Source organism: Pseudorhodoferax aquiterrae, assembly GCF_014652235.1.
GTDB lineage: Bacteria > Pseudomonadota > Gammaproteobacteria > Burkholderiales > Burkholderiaceae_C > Pseudorhodoferax > Pseudorhodoferax aquiterrae.
Window position 1 is genome coordinate 63,605 of sequence record NZ_BMYK01000006.1, and the last position, 18,385, is coordinate 81,989.

Annotated in this window: 17 protein-coding genes and 1 riboswitch; of the genes, 8 read left to right on the forward strand and 9 right to left on the reverse strand. The window is 69.0% G+C overall.

Translation table 11 applies throughout. The features are described 5' to 3' along the window. Positions 1-5 precede the first annotated feature (5 nt). A complete protein-coding gene (locus IE209_RS12150) occupies positions 6-491 on the forward strand; it encodes a glutathione peroxidase (protein WP_189687220.1) in 486 nt (161 codons plus the stop codon). A 3-nt stretch (positions 492-494) separates the two neighbouring features. Here IE209_RS12150 and glcF read toward each other — a convergent pair whose 3' ends face one another. From glcF to IE209_RS12175, 5 genes are all read right to left on the reverse strand, one after another. Then, on the reverse strand, positions 495-1,736 hold the full coding sequence (gene glcF, locus IE209_RS12155) for a glycolate oxidase subunit GlcF (RefSeq protein ID WP_189687221.1): 1,242 nt from the start codon (positions 1,734-1,736) through the stop codon (positions 495-497). Next, positions 1,736-2,854 (reverse strand): glycolate oxidase subunit GlcE, encoded by a 1,119-nt coding sequence (glcE, locus tag IE209_RS12160; RefSeq protein WP_189687222.1) that lies wholly within the window; start codon positions 2,852-2,854, stop codon positions 1,736-1,738. The genes glcF and glcE overlap by 1 nt, the downstream gene beginning before the upstream one ends. A gap of 160 nt (positions 2,855-3,014) precedes the next feature. Beyond that, positions 3,015-4,430, reverse strand: a complete 1,416-nt coding sequence (gene amt / locus IE209_RS12165; protein WP_189687223.1) for an ammonium transporter — start codon at positions 4,428-4,430, stop codon at positions 3,015-3,017. A gap of 34 nt (positions 4,431-4,464) precedes the next feature. Further along, positions 4,465-4,803, reverse strand: coding sequence for a P-II family nitrogen regulator (gene glnK / locus IE209_RS12170; protein ID WP_056671108.1), 339 nt, complete (start codon positions 4,801-4,803; stop codon positions 4,465-4,467). A gap of 19 nt (positions 4,804-4,822) precedes the next feature. Further along, entirely contained in the window at positions 4,823-5,569 is a 747-nt protein-coding gene (locus IE209_RS12175) for a TorF family putative porin (protein WP_189687224.1), read from the reverse strand. 207 nt (positions 5,570-5,776) lie between these two features. On the opposite strand from IE209_RS12175, the gene IE209_RS12180 reads away from it, so the two are divergent. Continuing rightward, a complete protein-coding gene (locus tag IE209_RS12180) occupies positions 5,777-7,315 on the forward strand; it encodes a YifB family Mg chelatase-like AAA ATPase (RefSeq protein WP_189687225.1) in 1,539 nt (512 codons plus the stop codon). 7 nt (positions 7,316-7,322) lie between these two features. Here the strand turns inward: IE209_RS12180 and IE209_RS12185 are convergent, their stop codons facing one another. The 3 genes from IE209_RS12185 to metH form a co-directional block, all read right to left on the reverse strand. Beyond that, a complete protein-coding gene (locus IE209_RS12185) occupies positions 7,323-8,132 on the reverse strand; it encodes a PEP-CTERM/exosortase system-associated acyltransferase (RefSeq protein WP_189687226.1) in 810 nt (269 codons plus the stop codon). Positions 8,133-8,390: 258 nt separating this feature from the next. Beyond that, positions 8,391-9,050: an outer membrane lipoprotein gene (locus IE209_RS12190; protein WP_189687227.1), complete on the reverse strand. Its 660-nt coding sequence runs from the start codon at positions 9,048-9,050 to the stop codon at positions 8,391-8,393. 113 nt (positions 9,051-9,163) lie between these two features. Then, on the reverse strand, positions 9,164-11,935 hold the full coding sequence (gene metH, locus IE209_RS12195) for a methionine synthase (RefSeq protein WP_268245961.1): 2,772 nt from the start codon (positions 11,933-11,935) through the stop codon (positions 9,164-9,166). 26 nt (positions 11,936-11,961) lie between these two features. Continuing rightward, positions 11,962-12,044: riboswitch (S-adenosyl-L-homocysteine riboswitch) on the reverse strand. Positions 12,045-12,111: 67 nt separating this feature from the next. On the opposite strand from metH, the gene IE209_RS12200 reads away from it, so the two are divergent. Continuing rightward, positions 12,112-12,534, forward strand: coding sequence for a putative toxin-antitoxin system toxin component, PIN family (locus IE209_RS12200; RefSeq protein ID WP_189687228.1), 423 nt, complete (start codon positions 12,112-12,114; stop codon positions 12,532-12,534). Next, positions 12,531-12,761 (forward strand): ribbon-helix-helix domain-containing protein, encoded by a 231-nt coding sequence (locus IE209_RS12205; protein ID WP_189687229.1) that lies wholly within the window; start codon positions 12,531-12,533, stop codon positions 12,759-12,761. Before IE209_RS12200 ends, IE209_RS12205 begins: the two co-directional genes overlap by 4 nt. Here the strand turns inward: IE209_RS12205 and IE209_RS12210 are convergent. Continuing rightward, positions 12,737-13,435, reverse strand: coding sequence for a GntR family transcriptional regulator (locus tag IE209_RS12210; protein WP_189687230.1), 699 nt, complete (start codon positions 13,433-13,435; stop codon positions 12,737-12,739). The two genes, IE209_RS12205 and IE209_RS12210, sit on opposite strands and share 25 nt — an antisense overlap. An 88-nt stretch (positions 13,436-13,523) precedes the next feature. Between IE209_RS12210 and IE209_RS12215 the strand changes: the two genes are divergently transcribed. From IE209_RS12215 to IE209_RS12230, 4 genes are all read left to right on the forward strand, one after another. Next, complete coding sequence (locus tag IE209_RS12215) at positions 13,524-14,501, forward strand: Bug family tripartite tricarboxylate transporter substrate binding protein (RefSeq protein ID WP_189687231.1); 978 nt, start codon at positions 13,524-13,526, stop codon at positions 14,499-14,501. A 193-nt stretch (positions 14,502-14,694) separates the two neighbouring features. Beyond that, a complete protein-coding gene (gene araD / locus IE209_RS12220; protein ID WP_189687232.1) occupies positions 14,695-16,425 on the forward strand; it encodes an L-arabinonate dehydratase in 1,731 nt (576 codons plus the stop codon). Between the two features lie 17 nt (positions 16,426-16,442). Further along, complete coding sequence (locus tag IE209_RS12225; protein WP_189687233.1) at positions 16,443-17,153, forward strand: ribonuclease activity regulator RraA; 711 nt, start codon at positions 16,443-16,445, stop codon at positions 17,151-17,153. Positions 17,154-17,169: 16 nt separating this feature from the next. After that, positions 17,170-18,129, forward strand: coding sequence for a tripartite tricarboxylate transporter substrate binding protein (locus IE209_RS12230; protein ID WP_189687234.1), 960 nt, complete (start codon positions 17,170-17,172; stop codon positions 18,127-18,129). Positions 18,130-18,385 lie beyond the last annotated feature (256 nt).

Genomic DNA, 18,385 nt, shown 5'->3' on the forward strand with positions numbered 1-18,385 from the left:
GGCCGATGGCCACCGTCTACGACTTCGAAGCCCTGGACATCGCCGGCCGGCCGGTCGCGCTGGCCCAGTTCAAGGGCAGGCCGCTGCTGATCGTCAACACCGCCAGCGCCTGCGGCTTCACGCCGCAGTTCGCGGGCCTGGAGCAACTGCACCAAACCTACGGCGCGCGTGGCCTCGTGGTGCTGGGTTTCCCGTGCAACCAGTTCGGCCGGCAGGACCCGGGCAGCAACGACGAGATCGGTGCGTTCTGCCAGAAGAACTACGGCGTGAGCTTCCCCATGATGGCCAAGATCGACGTCAACGGTGACGGCGCGCACCCGCTGTACCAGTGGCTCACGCGCGAAGCGCCGGGCCTGCTGGGCACCAAGGCCATCAAGTGGAACTTCACCAAGTTCCTCGTGGGCAGGGACGGCCAGGTGCGCAAGCGCTATGCCCCGACCGACAAGCCCGAGAGCCTGGGCCAGGACATCGAGGCAGCGCTGGCGGCCTGAGGCTCAAGCCGCGAGGGCTTCGTCGAGCACCTCGACCCAGTGCCGCACGGGCGTGCTGCAGCCGCCCTGCAGGTGGGTGATGCAGCCGATGTTGGCCGACGCGATGGTCGCAGGCGCCAATGCCTGCAGGTGGCCGAGCTTGCGGTCGCGCAGCTGCACCGCGATCTCGGGCTGCAGCACCGAGTAGGTGCCGGCCGAGCCGCAGCACAGGTGCGCTTCGTTGGCGGCGACCTGCACGTCGAAGCCCAATTCGCCCAGGTGGCGCTCGACCAGGCCGCGCAGCTGCTGGCCGTGCTGCAGCGTGCAGGGCGGGTGGAATGCGATGACGCCCGAGGGCTTCTTTCCCTCGAAGCGCGATGCCAGGCCCGCGGAGATCTGCGGCAGCAGCTCGGTCAGGTCGCGCGCGAGGCCGCTCACGCGGCGCGCCTTCTCGGCGTAGGCCGGATCGTCCCGCAGCACATGGCCGTAGTCCTTGACCATCACGCTGCAGCCCGAGGCGTTGACGACGATCGCCTCGACGGCGGTGTCGCCCGCGCCCTGCACATAGGGCCACCAGGCGTCGATGTTGGCGCGCATCTGCACCTTGGCGGCGTCCTGGTCGTTGAGGTGGAACTTGACGGCGCCGCAGCAGCCGCCGGCCGGCACGCGCAGGGCCGTGATGCCGACCGCGTCGAGCACGCGCGCCGTGGCACGGTCGATGCCGGGCGCCATGGACGGCTGCACGCAGCCTTCGGGCAGCAGCACCTTGCGCGTGTGGCGGCGCTGCGGCCAGGCACCCGGGTCGCGGCGCTCGGGCACCTTGGCGCGCAGCTTGCCGGGCAAGAGGCCACGCACGGCCTGGCCCATGCGCATGGCCGGCGCGAAGCCGCCCGAGGGCAGGCCTTCCTTGAGCGCCCAGCGCACGGCGCGTTCGCCGGCCGGGCGCGGCACCTTGGCATCGACGAGCTTGCGGCCGATGTCGACCAGGTGGCCGTAGTCCACACCCGAGGGACAGGTGCTTTCGCAGTTGCGGCAGGTCAGGCAGCGGTCCAGGTGCAGTTGCGTGGCGCGCGTGGGCTCGGCGCCTTCGAGCACCTGCTTCATGAGGTAGATGCGTCCGCGCGGGCCGTCCAATTCGTCGCCCAGCAGCTGGTAGGTCGGGCAGGTGGCGGTACAGAAGCCGCAGTGCACGCACTTGCGCAGGATGGCCTCGGCCGCGATGCCGTCGGGCGTGCCCTGGTACTCGGGGGAGAGATTGGTTTGCATCAGAGGTGCTGGTACAGGCGGCCGCGGTTGAAGATGCCGGCCGGGTCGAACGCGGCCTTGAGCGCTGCGTGGATGCGCGCGAGCGCCGGCGGCAGCGGATCGAAGCAGGCGGCGCGCGCGCCGCTGCGCTCCGCGGACGCGGCCAGGAACAGCGTGGCGCTACCGCCCACGGCCTGCGCGGCCTGGCGCACAGCCTCGGCCTGCGCGGGTGCGGCCGCGAGCCAGCGCTGGCCACCATGCCATTCCACAAGGGGATCGTCCGGCAGGTCCAGCACGGGCGCGGTCTGCGGGACCGACAGCCGCCACAGGTCGCGCGTGCGGCCGATGTCGGGCCAGGGCATGCGCAGGTCGCGCCGCGCCTGCCAGAACCGCGCGGCCTCGTCGGCCGCGAGCACCGCGCCGCCCAGCCGGCTGCAGGCGGCGTCCACGGCCGCCACGGCGCCGCGCAGGCGCAGCGTGAGGCCGACGCCTTGCTGCCAGCAGCTCGCGTTGAGGGGCAGCGGCTGGCCGCCCCAGGCATGGAGCTGGCGCAGCGCCTCGTGCTGCGACAGCGCGAAGCGCAGCGTGGCCTCGGCCGGCGCCACGGGCAACACCTTGAGGCTCATCTCCGTGACCACGCCCAGCGTGCCCAGTGCGCCGGCCATGAGGCGCGAGACGTCGTAGCCGGCCACGTTCTTCATGACCTGGCCGCCGAAGCGCAGCAGTTCGCCGCGGCCGTTGAGCATTTCCAGGCCCAGCACGAAGTCGCGCACGGCGCCGCTGCTCGCACGCGCCGGGCCCGACAGGCCGGCGGCCAGCATGCCCCCGCAGGTGGCACGGCTGGCTTCAGATGCGTCGCTGCCCGGTAAATGGTGCGGCGGCTCGAAGGGCAGGCATTGGCCGCGTTCGGCCAGCGCGGCCTCCAGTTCGGCCAGCGGCGTGCCGGGCCGCACGGTCACGACCAGTTCGCTGGGCTCGTAGCTCACGATGCCGGCCAGGCCGCGCAGGTCCAGCGGCTCGCCGACCAGCGCCTGGCCGTAAGCGTCCTTGCTGCCGCCGCCCACGATGCGCAACGGCTGCCCTTGCGCGGCAGCGGCGCGCACGCGCAGGGTGGTCTCCTCCAGGGGGGTCCTTGTCATGCGGGCGATGGTACGGCGCGGAGCCGACCGGCGCCTTGAGCTTTTTTCAGCCGCGGCATGAACAAAAAAAGGCCCGCAGAGCCTTCGCTCCGCGGGCCCAACCTCTTCAGGAGACCTCGCTCGTGTTCGGCGCGGCAGGTGGTCTGCCGCGCCACTCCCCTCAGCGGTTGTAGGCCGTCTCGCCGTGCGACGAGATGTCCAGGCCTTCGCGCTCTTCCTCTTCCGTGACGCGCAGACCCACGGTCATGTCGGCGATCTTGTAGGCGATGTAGGCGACGATGGCCGACCACACGATGGTGAACAGCACGCTCTTGACCTGGATCCAGACCTGGGCGCCCATGGCGAAGGTGTCGGGCGTCAGGCCGCCGGTGCCGCCCAGGCTCTGGGCTGCGAACACGCCGGTCAGGATGGCGCCGATGATGCCGCCCACGCCGTGCACGCCGAACACGTCGAACGAGTCGTCGGCGCCCAGCATGCGCTTCAAGCCACCCACGCCCCACAGGCAGATCAGGCCGGCCAGCAGGCCCATCACGATGGAGCCCATCGGGCCGACGAAGCCGGCGGCGGGCGTCACGGCGACCAGGCCGGCGACGGCACCGGAGGCGGCGCCCAGCATGGAGGCCTTGCCCTTGTGCAGGCTCTCGCCCAGGATCCAGGACAGCGTGGCAGCAGCGGTAGCCAGCACGGTGTTGACGAAGGCCAGGCCGGCCGCGGCGTTGGCGGCACCGGCGGAACCGGCGTTGAAGCCGAACCAGCCCACCCACAGCAGCGAGGCACCGACCATGGTCAGCGTCAGCGAGTGCGGCGTGAAGGCTTCACGGCCGTAGCCGATGCGCTTGCCCAGCACATAGGCGCCCACCAGGCCGGCGATACCGGCGTTGATGTGCACCACGGTGCCGCCGGCGAAGTCCAGCGCGCCGTCCTTGGCCAGCAGGCCGCCGCCCCAGACGATGTGGGCCATGGGCACGTAGCTGAAGGTGAACCACAGCACGGCGAACACCAGCACGCCGGCGAACTTGATGCGTTCGGCGAAGGAGCCGACGATCAGCGCCACGGTGATGGCCGCGAACGTGCCCTGGAAGGCCACGAACACGTACTCGGGGATGGTCGTCAGCGCGCCGAAGGTTTCGGTCGTGACGCCCTTCAGGAAGATCTTGTCGAACCCGCCGAAGAAGTTGCCTTCGCCCGAGAACGCCAGGCTGTAGCCGTACACGGCCCACAGGATGCTGATCAGCGAGAAGATCACGAAGACCTGCATCAGCACCGACAGCATGTTCTTGGAGCGGGCCAGGCCGCCGTAGAACAGCGCCAGGCCGGGCAGCGTCATCAGGATGACGAGCAGCGTGGAGGTCAGCATCCAGGCGGTGTCGCCCGAATCCACCTTGGGTGCCGGTGCCGCGGCCGGTGCGGCCTCGGCAGCGGCGGGTGCTGCGGCCGGCGCGGCGGCTGCGGCAGGGGCCTCGGCCGCAGGTGCTGAGGCGGATGCCGGCTCAGCGGCCGGCGTTTGGGCCAGGGCCATCGATCCCCCGATCAACATGCCCAGGCCTAGAACGAAAGATGCAAATAGTTTTTTCATTGCCGATGTTCTCTGATGGATGGGAGCACGCTGTTTACAGCGCCTCCTTGCCGGTTTCGCCGGTGCGGATGCGCACGACCTGCTCAACGTCGTAGACGAAGATCTTTCCGTCGCCGATCTTGCCGGTGCGCGCAGCGCTCTCGACGGCCTCGATCACGCGGTCGACGAGGTCGTCGGACACGGCCGCCTCGATCTTGACCTTGGGCAGGAAGTCGACCACGTACTCCGCACCGCGGTACAGCTCGGTGTGGCCCTTCTGGCGTCCGAATCCCTTGACTTCGGTCACGGTGATGCCTTGCACACCAATGCCGGACAAGGCCTCGCGGACCTCGTCGAGCTTGAACGGTTTGATGACCGCCGTTACGAGTTTCATGGCTGGCTCCTCGCGAAAATCAAAATGCGTACTTGATGCCGACCACGACCATGGTCTTGCCGGCGAACTTGTCGTTGACGGTGCGGTAGTTGGCCTTGTTGGCGTCGGTGCCGATCAGCGCGGCAGAGGCCGACCAGCCGTTGCCGAGGTCCTTGCCCAGCGTCAGCGCGTAGTCGGTGTACGAGTAGTCACCGGAAACCTTGACCTTCTGGTAGCCGATGTGCGGCGTCAGCGACCAGCCGTTGCCCAGGTCGAAGGCGGCCGACAGGTCCAGGTAGTAGCTGTTCTTGCTGTCGTCGAAGCCGAACAGATCGCTGATGGCATGCGAATACTTCAGCGTGAACATGCTGTAGGTGACGGCGCCGTACAGCTCGGTGGTGTTGGGGCTGTTCTCCAAGTCGTGGCCGGGGTACTGGTAGCGCAGCACGCCCACGTCGTAGCCGATGGCGCCGGCCGTGCCCTTGTAGCCGCCGTAGAAGTCGATCTCGACCGGCGCATCGCCACCACCATCCTTGATCCACTTGATCGTGGAGGCCCAGGTACCGACATAGAACCCGCTGGAATGCGCGAAATCGATGCCGCCCTGCGCGGCGGCCTGGTGGCGGGTCTGCGTCAGGCCGCGGTAGCGGTAATCGGTCACGACACCGGCGTTGAAGCTCAGCGTGTAATCCGGCGCGGGTGCAGCCGGGGCAGCGGTCTGCGCGAATGCGGCGCCCGAGAGGGCGAGGCCGGCAAGGATCAGGCTCTTGGTGAGGCACACGGTCATGGGTCGTTCTCCGGGATGTAAAAAGGTGGCGCGGCTCCTCAATGCACGGAGCGTGCCAATCGAAACCGGGCTTTCCCGGCCGCCGCGCAAGGGTTTGGGGCGTTGTGCAGTACACGCAAGTTCCCGCAAATGCACGGGTTTGGTGCGATCTGCAGCGGTGCGCGCCATGTTGGCCAGCAGAGCACCGCAATGGGGAGGATTTCAGCGATGAGCCTGTCTTTGGTGCAAAGCCGCGTGCTGATGGGCCTGGATGCACCCGCCGTCACCGTCGAGGTGCATCTGGCCAACGGCCTGCCCAGCTTCACGCTGGTGGGTCTGGCGCACACCGAGGTCAAGGAGGCACGCGAGCGGGTGCGCTCGGCCATCCAGAACGCCGGGCTGGCGTTCCCGCACAACAAGAGGATCACGGTCAACCTGGCGCCGGCCGATCTTCCGAAAGACTCCGGCCGCTTCGACCTGCCGATCGCGCTGGGCATCCTGGCAGCGAGCGGACAGGTCGACGCCGGGCGGCTGGCCGGCCACGAATTCGCCGGCGAGTTGTCGCTGTCCGGCGAACTGCGGCCCGTGCACGGCGCGCTGGCCCTGAGCCTGGCGCTGCACGACCGGGCCGAGCCCGTGACCCTGGTGCTGCCGCCGGGCAGCGCCGAAGAGGCGGCCCTGGTGCCGGACATGCGGGTGGTGCGCGCGCGGCATCTGCTGGATGTGGTGGCGGCGTTCGCGCCGGGCAACGGCCCTGCGGCGGCGCCCGGCGCGGGCTGGGCCCGGCTGGAGCCCGGCCTGCCACCGGCCGCGCCAGCCGGCCTGGACCTGGCCGATGTCAAAGGGCAGTCCGCGGCCAAGCGGGCCCTGGAGATCGCGGCCGCCGGCGGCCACAGCGTGCTGCTGGTGGGCCCGCCGGGCAGCGGCAAATCCATGCTGGCCCAGCGCTTCGCCGACCTGCTGCCACCGATGCGCACCGAGGAGGCACTGCAAAGCGCCGCGGTCGCCAGCCTGGCGGGCCAGTTCTCGCTGGCGCAGTGGATGCGCCGGCCGACCCGCACGCCGCACCACACGGCGAGCGCCGTGGCCCTGGTGGGCGGCGGGTCGCCGCCGCGGCCGGGCGAGATCTCGCTGGCCCACCACGGCGTCCTGTTCCTCGACGAGCTCGTCGAGTTTCCGCGTGCCGCCCTCGAGGCCCTGCGCGAGCCGCTGGAGACGGGCCGCATCGCCATCGCCCGCGCGGCCCGGCGTGCCGAGTTTCCCGCGCGCTTCCTGCTCATCGCCGCCATGAACCCCTGCCCCTGCGGCTACTTCGGTGCCACGCACCGCGCCTGCCGCTGCAGCCCGGACCAAGTGGTGCGCTACCAGTCCAAGCTCAGCGGCCCGCTGCTGGACCGGATCGACCTGCACCTGGAGATCGCCGCGCTGTCGCCCCAGGAACTGCTGGACACGCCCGCGGCCGAAAGCACGGCCACCGTGCGCGCGCGCTGCAGCGCGGCCCGCGCGCTGGCCATGCAGCGCCAAGGCCAGTGCAACCAGGCTCTTGCCGGCCAGGAGCTGGAGCGCCATGCCCCGCGCACGGAGGAAGCGGCCCGCTTCCTGAACCATGCGGCGGCACGGCTGGGATGGTCGGCCCGCGGCATCCACCGCGCGCTGCGCGTGGCGCGCACGATCGCGGATCTGCAAGGCAGCGAACGGCTGGACACCAGCCACATCGCCGAGGCGGTGCAATACCGCCGGGCATTGCGCAGCCCTGGAACGGGCTAGGCCCTGTTCAAACGCTCGCCGGCACGCGCTGCGGGAGTGGTGCCTGCTCCGGCGCCTGCTGCGCCAGGGCCTCGTGCAACAGGTAGCAGGTGTCCATCTGGGCATGCACCTCGTGCCAGATCGGGCGCACCATGGCACGCAGGCTGTTGTAGACCTGCGAGACGCGCATGAGCGAAGGGATGCGGATGCCGCGGTGCTCGATCGGCGCGCCGACGGTCTCGATCTGCACCCCGCCACGCGCGAAATGCTTGGCCAGGCGTGGCTCCGTCAACGTGAAGAGGTATTCGACGCCGGCGCGCTGGGCCAACGCCACGGCACCGAAGTACAGGCTCACCGGGATGTTGGGAAAACGCGCTACCGGGTCGCCTGCGCTGTCGCGGGCAGACAAGGCCACCGGGCGGTGCAGTTCGCCGCGCCGACGGCGGAATTCACCCATGACGGCCAGCCGCGACACCTCGGCGATGCGTTCGCGCGGCAGCGCGGCCGGGTCGATGATGCGGCGGTCCAGCGTGTCGCGGCAGGACTGTTCGAACGGCAACGGGGCGTTGCGGTCCTGCGGGTCGGTCAACACCACGCGGGCACAGCCCACCGGTCGGACATTGTCGTCATTGGTCCGCACAATGCAGTGCAGCGCATGCCTGTCGTAGGCGTCCACTTCGCGCTGCTCCGGTCGGACGGGTTCGAAACCCAGTTCCCGGGCATACACGTCGTGGCGCACAAAATACACTTCGTCTCTCGCCGCGGCGTCCAAAGCTGGTGCAATACGGAAATATTGCCCAAAACGCTCACTGGCGGGCGAGGTGGCGAATGTTTTCATGACTTTTAAGTGATCTGGCGTTGCGCGACATGCTCAGCGGGTGTAGGTAGATGCTATTGGTTTTTGTAGGCCAACAGCGCTACAAAATGTCAGAGAACGTGAATAGTTCCCTTGACAAGCCTCGGATCACAACTTTTTTTTGTTCCGTTTTTGTTACGGGCCTGAAAAATCGCGCGCAGCGTCCCGGTCACGGATAAAAAAAGGCCGGGCGTCCGAGACGCCCGGCCGTTCTCCAGAACGAGGGACCGTGCCTTGCCGCTAGCCGTTCCAGGCCGTGGCACTGCCACGCAACCGGGCCGTGCCGTTCTGCACCACGACGGGGCTGCCCACCGCCACGGCTTGGGCTTGCTCGACGGTGCGCTCGCTGCCATCGTCCATGCGCACACGGACCGCATAGTGCGTGGTCTGGCGTACGCGCTTCTCGACCTCGTTGCCGGCAAAGCCCCCGCCCACGGCCCCCAGCACGGTGGCCACGGCGCGGCCACTGCCGCCACCGATCTGGTTGCCCAGCACACCACCGACCACGCCGCCGGCCACGGCCCCCACGCCGCTGCCCTGGCCGGCGCGCTGCACGGCGGTCACGGAAACGACCGTGCCGCAGCTGTCGCAGCGCGCCACCGGCGCGGCGGCTGCGGGAGCCGCTGGCGCACGCACGACGGCCGGCGCGACGCGGGGCGCCGCCGGTGCCGTCGGTGCGCTCTGCGCCGCGGGCTTGGCACTTGCCGTGGGCGCGGCATCGAAGGGCACCAGGCCTGCGGCCTGGCCGGCGGTGGGCTCCGCCGCGCCGCGGGGCAACTGCGTGCCCAGCAGGGTGCCGCCCAGGCCGGCCACGGCGACGGCCAGTGCGCCGATCGCCAGCCACAGCGGCTTGTTGCCCGAACGGGCGGGAATCGAAGGGGACGTTTGGTGTTCTTGCATGGACACTCCTCGAAGCGGAGCGCAGGCGCGCTCCATGGATGCCAAGGCTATGCAACCCGCGTCGCGGCTCGGTGTCTCTTTTGTAAGACACCGTAAAACCCTCGCAGCGGCGGTCAGAGTTGCGGTGCGAGCGCGCGTTCCAGCGCAGCCACCGGCACGCCGCGCCGGCGCGCCAGGTCTTCCACCTGGTCCTGGCCGATCTTGCCGACGTTGAAGTAGGTGCTCTGCGGGTGGGCGATATAAAAACCGCTCACGCTCGCGGCAGGCGTCATCGCCAGGCTGTCGGTCAGGCCCATGCCGATGTCGGCGCACTGCAACAGGTCGAACATGTCGCGCTTGACGCTGTGCTCAGGGCAGGCCGGATAACCCGGCGCGGGCCGGATGCCGCGGTATTGCTCGCGGATCAGCTGCTCGTTGTCCAGGGCTTCGTCCGCCGCATAGCCCCACAGGTCGGTGCGCACGCGGTGGTGCAGGCATTCGGCGAAGGCCTCGGCCAGCCGGTCCGCCAGCGCCTTGAACATGATGGCGGAGTAGTCGTCCAGATCGTCCACGAAGCGCTTCTCGCGCGCCTCGGCGCCGATGCCGGCCGTCACCGCGAACATGCCGGCGTAGTCGGCCACGCCGCTTTCCGCCGGCGCCACGAAGTCGGCCAGGCAGCGGCTGGGCCGCGCAACGCCGTCGATGACCTGCTTTTCGGTCTGCTGGCGCAGGCCATGCCAGACCAGCGCGGTCTCGCTGCGCGTCTGGTCGGTGTAGAAGGCGATGTCGTCCTCGGCCACGCTGGCCGCCGGGTACAGCGCGACGATGCCGTTGGCCGTGAGCCAGCGGCCCTCGATGATGCGCTGGAGCATGCGCTTGCCGTCGCTGAACACGCGCTGCGCTTCGGTCCCGACGACCTCGTCCTGGAGGATGGCCGGGAACGGCCCCGCCAGGTCCCAGGTCTGGAAGAACGGGCCCCAGTCGATGTACCGGGCCAGTTCTGCGAGGTCGAAATTCCTGAACACACGCCGGCCGATGAACTTGGGCCGGGTCGGCTGGTAGGCCGCCCAGTCGATCGGCGTCTTGTTGGCGCGCGCCTTGGCCAGCGGCCAGATCGGCACCTGCTTCTTGTTGGCGTGCTGCAGGCGCACCTTGTCGTAGTCGGCGTTGAGTTCGGCGATGTAGTGGGCCGCCTGCTCGGACAGCAGGCTCTGCGCCACGCCCACGCTGCGCGAAGCGTCGGGCACGTAGACCACCGGGCCCTCGTAGTGCGGCGCGATCTTCACGGCCGTGTGCACGCGGCTCGTCGTGGCGCCGCCGATCAGCAGCGGGATCTTCCTGATGCGGAAGTGCTCATCCTTCTGCATCTCGCCGGCCACGTACTGCATTTCTTCCAGGCTGGGCGTGATCAGGCCCGACAGGCCGACGATGTCCGCGCCCTCGACCTTCGCCTTGGCCAGGATCTCGTGGCACGGGACCATCACGCCCATGTTCACGACCTCGAAGTTGTTGCACTGGAGCACGACGGTCACGATGTTCTTGCCGATGTCGTGCACGTCGCCCTTCACGGTGGCGATGACGATCTTGCCCTTGCTGCGCACGTCGCGGCCGGCGGCCTCGTCGCGCTTCTTCTCCTCCTCGATGTAGGGGATCAGGTGCGCCACGGCGGACTTCATCACGCGTGCCGACTTCACCACCTGGGGCAGGAACATCTTGCCGGCGCCGAACAGGTCGCCCACGATGTTCATGCCGTCCATGAGCGGGCCTTCGATCACGTGCAGTGGCCGGCCGCCCTTGGCGAGGATGGCCTGCCAGGCCTCTTCGGTGTCCTCCACGATGAAGTCGGTGATGCCGTGCACCATGGCATGCGCCAGGCGCTGCTCCACGCTGACCGGCGCCTCGGGCGTGCCGCGCCATTCGAGCTTCTTGCTTTCGTCCTTGGCGCCGCTCTTGGCGCTCTCGGCGATCTCCACCAGACGCTCGCCCGCGTCGGGCCGGCGGTTCAGCACCACGTCTTCCACGCGTTCGCGCAGGACGGGCTCGATGTCGTCGTAGACGCCGACCATGCCGGCGTTGACGATGCCCATGTCCATGCCGGCCGCGATCGCGTGGTACAGGAACACGGTGTGGATGGCCTCGCGCACCGGGTCGTTGCCGCGGAACGAGAAGCTCACGTTGGAGACGCCGCCCGAGACCTTGGCGCCCGGCAGGTTCTGCTTGATCCAGCGCACGGCTTCGATGAAGTCGACCGCGTAGTTGTTGTGCTCCTCGATGCCGGTGGCCACCGCGAAGATGTTGGGGTCGAAGATGATGTCTTCGGCCGGGAAGCCCACTTCGTCGACCAGCACGCGGTAGGCGCGCTCGCAGATCTCGATCTTGCGCGCGAAGGTGTCGGCCTGGCCGGCCTCGTCGAAGGCCATGACCACGGCCGCCGCGCCGTAGCGCTTGACGAGACGCGCCTCGTGCTTGAACTTCTCGATGCCCTCCTTCATGGAGATCGAGTTGACGATGCCCTTGCCCTGGATGCAGCGCAGTCCGGCCTCGATGACCTCCCACTTGGAGCTGTCCACCATGATGGGCACGCGCGCGATGTCGGGCTCGCTGGCGATCAGGTTCAAAAAGCGCACCATGGCGGCCTTGCTGTCCAGCATGGCCTCGTCCATGTTGATGTCGATGACCTGCGCGCCGTTCTCCACCTGCTGGCGCGCGACCGACAGCGCCTGGTCGAACTGCCCGTTCAGGATCATGCGCGCGAAGGCCTTGGAGCCCGTCACGTTGGTGCGTTCGCCCACGTTGACGAACAGGCTGCCGGCGCCGATGGACACGGGTTCCAGACCCGACAGGCGCATGGGCGGCGGCGCGGCAAGGTCGGCAGCGGAAGAAGAGGCAGCGGAATCTGGGGTCATGGTCTCACCTGGGCATCCGGTCAAGGAACAGGTGAGCGTCGTTGCGGATGCGCGGTCCCAAGCCTGACGGGCGCCGGTGGCTCGGCCCGCTGCAACGCTCCTTGGGAGGCGGCGATTGTAGGCCGCGACGCGCCCACATCGTGGTGGCGAATCTGCCACCAGTAGTACGATGGCGCATGATCGTCGTGGTCGACACCAATGTGTTCGTGGGCGCCTGCCTGGGGGTCGGCGCGGCAGCACGTGTCGTGTCGGATTGCCTGCGTGGCCTGCACCAGCCCTTGATGGGTGCCGCCCTGTTCGCCGAGTACGAGGATGTGCTGGCCCGGCCGGCACTGTTCAAGAACTGCCGCCTGGCCGCCGCGGAACGCGAGGAACTGCTCGACATCTTCATCGCCTGCTGCCGCTGGACGCGCATCTACTACCTGTGGCGACCGAATCTGCACGACGAAGGCGACAACCATTTGATGGAACTGGCCGTCGCCGGCAATGCCGACTGCATCGTCACGCGCAACCTGCGTGATCTGGCGCGCGGCGAACTGCGCTTCGCGACCATCCATGTGCAATCGCCCGAGCAATTCTTGAAGGAGCCCGCACCATGAGCGCCCTGACCATCCGCCTGCCCGACGACAAGTACCAGCGGCTCAAGGCCTTGTCACGGCAACGCAAGACCAGCGTGAACAAGCTCATCGACGAGATGACGACGCTGATGCTGGCCGAATTCGACGCGGAGACGCGGTTCCAGCTGCGTGCGGCGCGCGGTGCCGGTCAGCAGGCGCGCGGGCTGGAACTCCTCCGAAAGGCTCAGGACTCCGGCTCGACCACGTAATCCGGAAACTGCTGCCGGATCTCCTCGACAGCCGACAGCGTGCCCGACAGGTGCGCACGCAGCGCCTCCTGCGCGGCCGCCGCGTCGCCGGCGGCGATGGCGGCCACGATGGCGCGGTGGTCGCGCAGGATGGAAGCGGTCTTGCCCGCGGTGGGCAGGTGCAGCCGGCGCAACCGGTCCACATGGCCCGAGACGCGGCCGACCAGCTCGACCAGCGCCGCCATGTCGGCCGCCGCGTAGAGCAGTTGGTGGAACTGCCGGTCTGCCGCGACGAAGTCACCGTACTGCCGGGCTTCGGCCAGTGACTGCTGCAAGGCGATCTGGCGGCGCAAGGCATCGACCAGTCCCGCAGGTCGGCGCAGCGCCAGTTCGCGCACGAGTTCCAGCTCGATCGATCGCCGCAGGAAATGCGCCTGCCGCGCCGCGCGCAGGTCGATGCGGCTGACCAGCGTGGCGTGCTGCGGGAACACGTCGACCAGGCCCTCTTCCGCCAGCCGCAGCAGCGCCTCGCGCACGGGCGTCTGGCTCACGCCGAACTGCTCGGCCAGGGCCTGGCGCGCCAGCACCGTGCCGGGAACCAGCTCCAGCGCCAGGATGGCCTCGCGCAAGCGCTCCAGCACCTGGGGCGCGGCCAGGCGCGTGCGGTCCAGGCGGATCTTGGGCAGGGCGTTCATCGCGGGCGATTCTGCATTGACGTACTAATATATTAGTGTTTCAATCCCGCGCCAGCAAGACAAGTCACGACAAGACAAGGAGATGAACATGCACCGTCGCACGATGATCCAGGGCGCGCTGTCCACCATGGCGACCGCGGCACTGCCCGCGCTGGCACAAGGCAGTTGGCCGACCGGCAAGGCGATCACCTACATCGTCCCGTTCCCGCCGGGGGGCAACACCGACACGCTGGCCCGCGTGATCGCGCCGGCGCTGTCCACCGCGCTGGGCACGCCCGTGGTCATCGACAACAAGGGCGGCGCGGGCGGCAGCGTGGGCTCCACCCTCGCGGCGCGCGCCGCGCCGGACGGCTACACCATCCTGGGCGGCACCATCAGTTCGCACTCCATCAACGGAAGCCTGTACTCCAAGCTCGACTACGACCCGGTCAAGTCCTTCGCACCGGTCGCGATGCTGGGCTCCGGCCCGCTGGTGCTGGTGGTCAACGCGAGCAGCCCCTACAAGACCCTGAACGATGTGCTGGCGGCCAGCAAGGCGAAGGCGGGCGGCCTGTCCTCGGCCTCGCCGGGCAACGGCACCTCGCCGCACATGGCGCTGGCGCTGCTGAGCTACCAGTCCGGCGTGGCGTTCACGCACGTGCCCTACAAGGGCAGCGGCCCGGCCGTGCAGGACCTGGTCGGCGGCCAGGTGGACATGATGTTCGACACCACGCTGATCGTGGGTCCGCACATCCAGTCGGGCAAGCTGCGGCCGATCGCGGTCAGCAGTTCCAAGCGGCTGGAGTCGCTGCCCGACGTGCCCACCATTGCCGAGGCCGGCCAGAAGGGCTTCGACATGGGCTCCTGGCAGGCCGTGTTCGCACCGGCCGGCACGCCCAAGCCCATCGTCGACCGGCTGCACGCCGAGATCATGAAGATCGTCGCCACACCCGAGGTGCAGGCCCGGCTCAAGAGCTTCGGCATGCTGCCCTCGGACATGACACCGGCCCAGCTCGGCGAGTACCAGAAGGCCGAAGTCGAGAAATGGGCCAAGGTGATCAAGGCCGCCGGCATCAAGGCTGAGTAATGGCTTCCCCCCGTTTGGCCGCCTCACTGCGTGTAGGCGGCCGATACCCCCCAAGGGGGCGCCGCCAGCGGCCGGGCGGAGCCCGTTCCGCGGCGGCTGCTGGCACGGCCTGCTCCGCGGCCACTCGCACCGCGGCGTGCCACCAACTGCAGAGCCATAGCCCACAGCGACGCACAGACCACGAAGACGCCACATGACAAGACGCACCTACGACAGCCTGCGCAGCGCGCGCTGGTTCGCCCCCGACGACTTCCGCTCCTTCGGCCACCGCTCCCGCGTGCTGCAGATGGGCTATGGCTACGAAGACTGGAAGGGCAAGCCCATCATCGCCATCGTCAACACCTGGAGCGATGCCAACCAGTGCCACACGCACTTCAAGCAGCGTGTGGAGGACGTCAAGCGCGGCGTGTTCCAGGCCGGTGGTTTCCCGCTGGAGCTGCCCGCCATCAGCCTGTCGGAGAGCATGGTCAAGCCCACCACCATGCTGTACCGCAACTTCCTCGCGATGGAGACCGAGGAGCTGCTGCGCAGCCACCCGGTGGACGGCGCCGTGCTGATGGGCGGCTGCGACAAGACCACGCCGGGCCTGACCATGGGCGCGCTGTCCATGGGCATCCCCTTCATCTACCTGCCGGCCGGCCCCATGCTGCGCGGCAACTGGAAGGGCCAGGTGCTGGGCTCGGGCTCGGACGCCTTCAAGTACTGGGACGAGCGCCGCGCCGGCCGCCTGTCGGACCAGGCCTGGTTCGAGATGGAAGCCGGCATCGCGCGCAGCCACGGCACCTGCATGACCATGGGCACGGCGGCCACCATGATGGGCATCGCCGAATCCATCGGCTTCACCTTGCCCGGCGCCAGCAGCATCCCGGCGGCCGACGCCAACCATGTGCGCATGAGCGCCGAATGCGGCCGCCGCATCGTCGACATGGTCTGGGACGACCTCACGCCCGCGAAGATGCTGACCCGCGCCAACTTCGAGAACGGCATCGCCTGCGCCATGGCCATGGGCTGCTCGACCAACGCCATCATCCATCTGATCGCCATGTCGCGCCGGGCCGGCCACCCGGTGAGCCTGGCCGACTTCGACGCCTTCAGCCGCCGCGTGCAGGTGATCGCCAACATCCGGCCCAGCGGCGACGCCTACCTGATGGAAGACTTCTTCTACGCGGGTGGTCTGCGCGCGATGCTGGAACGCATCCGCCCGCACCTGCAGACCGAGGCGCTGACCGTCAACGGCAAGACCATCGGCGAGAACATCGCGGGCGCCGAGGTCTACAACGACGACGTGATCCGCCCGCTGGACAAGCCGATCTATGCCGAGGGCGCACTCGCCGTGCTGCGCGGCAACCTCGCGCCCGACGGCGTGGTCATCAAGCCCAGCGCGGTGGCGCCACATCTCTTGCGCCACACCGGCCGCGCCCTGGTGTTCGACGACTACCCCAGCCTCAAGAAGGCCGTGGACGATCCGGAGCTCGACGTGACGGGCGACGACATCCTGGTGCTGCGCAACGCCGGCCCGCTGGGCGCCGGCATGCCCGAGTGGGGCATGCTGCCGATCCCGACCAAGCTCTTGAAGCAGGGCGTCAAGGACATGCTGCGCCTGTCGGATGCACGCATGAGCGGCACCAGCTACGGCGGCTGCCTGCTGCACTGCTCGCCCGAGGCGGCCATCGGCGGCCCGCTGGCGCTGGTCAAGACCGGCGACCGCATCACGGTCGACGTGCCGGCCCGCACGATCCACCTGGAAATCTCGGACGACGAGATGGCGCAGCGCAAGGCCGCGTGGACGCCGCCTCCCCCGCGCTACGAGCGCGGCTACGGCTGGATGTTCGGCCGCCACATCAAGCAGGCCAACGAGGGCTGCGACTTCGATTTTCTGGAGACGACCTTCGGCAAGCCCGTCCCAGAGCCCGATATTTTCTGAACCCGGAGACCCACCGCATGAAGCAAGAAACCCGCGACCTTCTGATGAAGGTCAGCACCGCCACCCTGTGCACCGCCCTCTTCAAGCGCGGCCTGCGCAACCAGGTGATCCAGGACGTGCGCCCGCTCAACCCCTCCGCCCCCACCATGGTCGGCGAGGCCTTCACGCTGCGCTACATGCCGGCGCGCGAGGACCGCAACGGCATCGAAGTCTTCCAGAACCGCGCGCACCCGCAGCGCAAGGCCGTGGAGGACTGCCCGCCCGGCGCCGTGATGGTCATCGACAGCCGCAAGGATGCGCGCGCCGCCTCCGCCGGCGGCATCCTCGTGGCGCGGCTGATGCAGCGCGGCGTGGCCGGCGTGGTGACCGACGGCGGTTTCCGCGACAGCCCCGACATCGCGCGGTACGCCATGCCGGCCTACCACGTGCGCCCCAGCGCGCCGACCAACCTGACCCTGCACGAGGCCATCGAGATCAACGGCCCGATCGGCTGCGGCGACGCACCCGTCTTCCCGGGCGATGTGGTCGTGGGCGATGGCGACGGCGTGGTCGTGATCCCCGCGCACCTGGCGGACGAGATCGCGGTGGAGGCCACCGAGATGACGGTGTTCGAGGACTTCGTGCAGGAGAAGGTCATGGAGGGCCGCAGCATCCTGGGCCTGTACCCGCCGACCGACGAGCAGAGCCGCACCGACTTCGCCGCATGGCGCCAGGCCAAGGGCCGCTGAACACCGAGGAGGAGACATGCAACGCAGAACATTCGCCCTGGCCGCCACGCTGGCGCTGGCCGCCCCCGCTTTCGCCCAAACCTTCCCGACCAAGCCCATGACCATCGTCGTGCCCGCCTCGCCCGGCGGCGCGATCGACCTGGCCGCGCGCCTGATCGGCCAGAAGTTCACCGAGGCCTGGGGCCAGCCCGTGGTCATCGAGAACAAGACCGGCGCCACCGGCGTGATCGGCACCGACTTCGTGGCCAAGAGCGCGCCCGACGGCCATGTGCTGGCGCTGGTGGCCAGCAGCCATGCCATCAACCCCAGCATGTTCAAGAAGTTGCCGTTCGACACGGTCAGGAGCTTCGAGCCCGTGGTGCAGACGCACACGGTGCCGCTGGTGCTGGTGGTGGCACCCGACGCGCCGTTCAAGACCATGCAGGACGTGATCGCCTTCGGCAAGAAGAACCCTGGGCAGCTCAGCTTCGCGTCCAGCGGCAACGGCGGTGCGCCGCATTTCTCGGGCGAGCTGTTCCAGAGCATGGCCGGCCTGCAGATGCAGCACATTCCCTACAAGGGCAGCACGCTGGCGCACCCGGACCTCATGAGCGGCCGCGTGTCCCTCATGTTCGACACCTTGGCCGCGACCAGCGCCCAGATCAAGGCCGGCAAGCTGCGCGCCCTGGCCGTGACCACGCCCAAGCGCCTGCCGGCCTTTCCCGACGTTCCCACGGTGGCCGAGGCCGGCCTGCCCGGCTACGAGACCAGCACCTGGGGCGGCCTGCTGGCGCCGGCCGGCACGCCCAAGGCGACCGTGCAGAAGCTCGCGCTTGAGACCACGCGCATCCTGGCGCTGCCCGACGTGCGCGAGCGCATGCTGGCGGCCGGCGTGGAGCCCGTGGGTGGCACGCCCGAGCAGTTCGCGGCCTTCATCGCGAGCGAGATGGTGAAATGGGGCAAGGTGGCCAAGGCAGCCGGGATCGAGCCGGAGTGAGCGCCAGAGCGGTGCGCCATGCACCGCATTGATTCGCCCTCAGTTCCGCGCCAGACCGCACCGGCAGCGGTACAGATGGGTGCACAGCACGTCCCAGCGTTCGGAAATCGCCTGCTGGGGCACGCCGCCGGAGCGCCCGCCCAGCGGCCGCTCCTCTGACGCGTCAGCACGTGAACCCGGGCCGGACCGGGGGCGCTCACCGTCCCAGGTCCGCGATGCAGAGCGAGATCTGCCTGTTCTCATCGCGACACCTCCA

Excerpts from the sequence above, each read along its gene's own strand:
- IE209_RS12215 (WP_189687231.1), top strand. The coding sequence starts at position 13,524 with ATGCACCGTCGCACGATGATCCAGGGCGCGCTGTCCACCATGGCGACC.
- IE209_RS12150 (WP_189687220.1), top strand. The coding sequence starts at position 6 with ATGGCCACCGTCTACGACTTCGAAGCCCTGGACATCGCCGGCCGGCCG.
- IE209_RS12190 (WP_189687227.1), bottom strand. The coding sequence starts at position 9,050 with ATGCAAGAACACCAAACGTCCCCTTCGATTCCCGCCCGTTCGGGCAAC.
- metH (WP_268245961.1), bottom strand. The coding sequence starts at position 11,935 with ATGACCCCAGATTCCGCTGCCTCTTCTTCCGCTGCCGACCTTGCCGCG.
- IE209_RS12200 (WP_189687228.1), top strand. The coding sequence starts at position 12,112 with ATGATCGTCGTGGTCGACACCAATGTGTTCGTGGGCGCCTGCCTGGGG.
- glnK (WP_056671108.1), bottom strand. The coding sequence starts at position 4,803 with ATGAAACTCGTAACGGCGGTCATCAAACCGTTCAAGCTCGACGAGGTC.
- IE209_RS12225 (WP_189687233.1), top strand. The coding sequence starts at position 16,443 with ATGAAGCAAGAAACCCGCGACCTTCTGATGAAGGTCAGCACCGCCACC.
- IE209_RS12180 (WP_189687225.1), top strand. The coding sequence starts at position 5,777 with ATGAGCCTGTCTTTGGTGCAAAGCCGCGTGCTGATGGGCCTGGATGCA.
- IE209_RS12210 (WP_189687230.1), bottom strand. The coding sequence starts at position 13,435 with ATGAACGCCCTGCCCAAGATCCGCCTGGACCGCACGCGCCTGGCCGCG.
- IE209_RS12175 (WP_189687224.1), bottom strand. The coding sequence starts at position 5,569 with ATGACCGTGTGCCTCACCAAGAGCCTGATCCTTGCCGGCCTCGCCCTC.
- IE209_RS12230 (WP_189687234.1), top strand. The coding sequence starts at position 17,170 with ATGCAACGCAGAACATTCGCCCTGGCCGCCACGCTGGCGCTGGCCGCC.
- araD (WP_189687232.1), top strand. The coding sequence starts at position 14,695 with ATGACAAGACGCACCTACGACAGCCTGCGCAGCGCGCGCTGGTTCGCC.
- IE209_RS12205 (WP_189687229.1), top strand. The coding sequence starts at position 12,531 with ATGAGCGCCCTGACCATCCGCCTGCCCGACGACAAGTACCAGCGGCTC.
- IE209_RS12185 (WP_189687226.1), bottom strand. The coding sequence starts at position 8,132 with ATGAAAACATTCGCCACCTCGCCCGCCAGTGAGCGTTTTGGGCAATAT.
- glcF (WP_189687221.1), bottom strand. The coding sequence starts at position 1,736 with ATGCAAACCAATCTCTCCCCCGAGTACCAGGGCACGCCCGACGGCATC.
- amt (WP_189687223.1), bottom strand. The coding sequence starts at position 4,430 with ATGAAAAAACTATTTGCATCTTTCGTTCTAGGCCTGGGCATGTTGATC.
- glcE (WP_189687222.1), bottom strand. The coding sequence starts at position 2,854 with ATGACAAGGACCCCCCTGGAGGAGACCACCCTGCGCGTGCGCGCCGCT.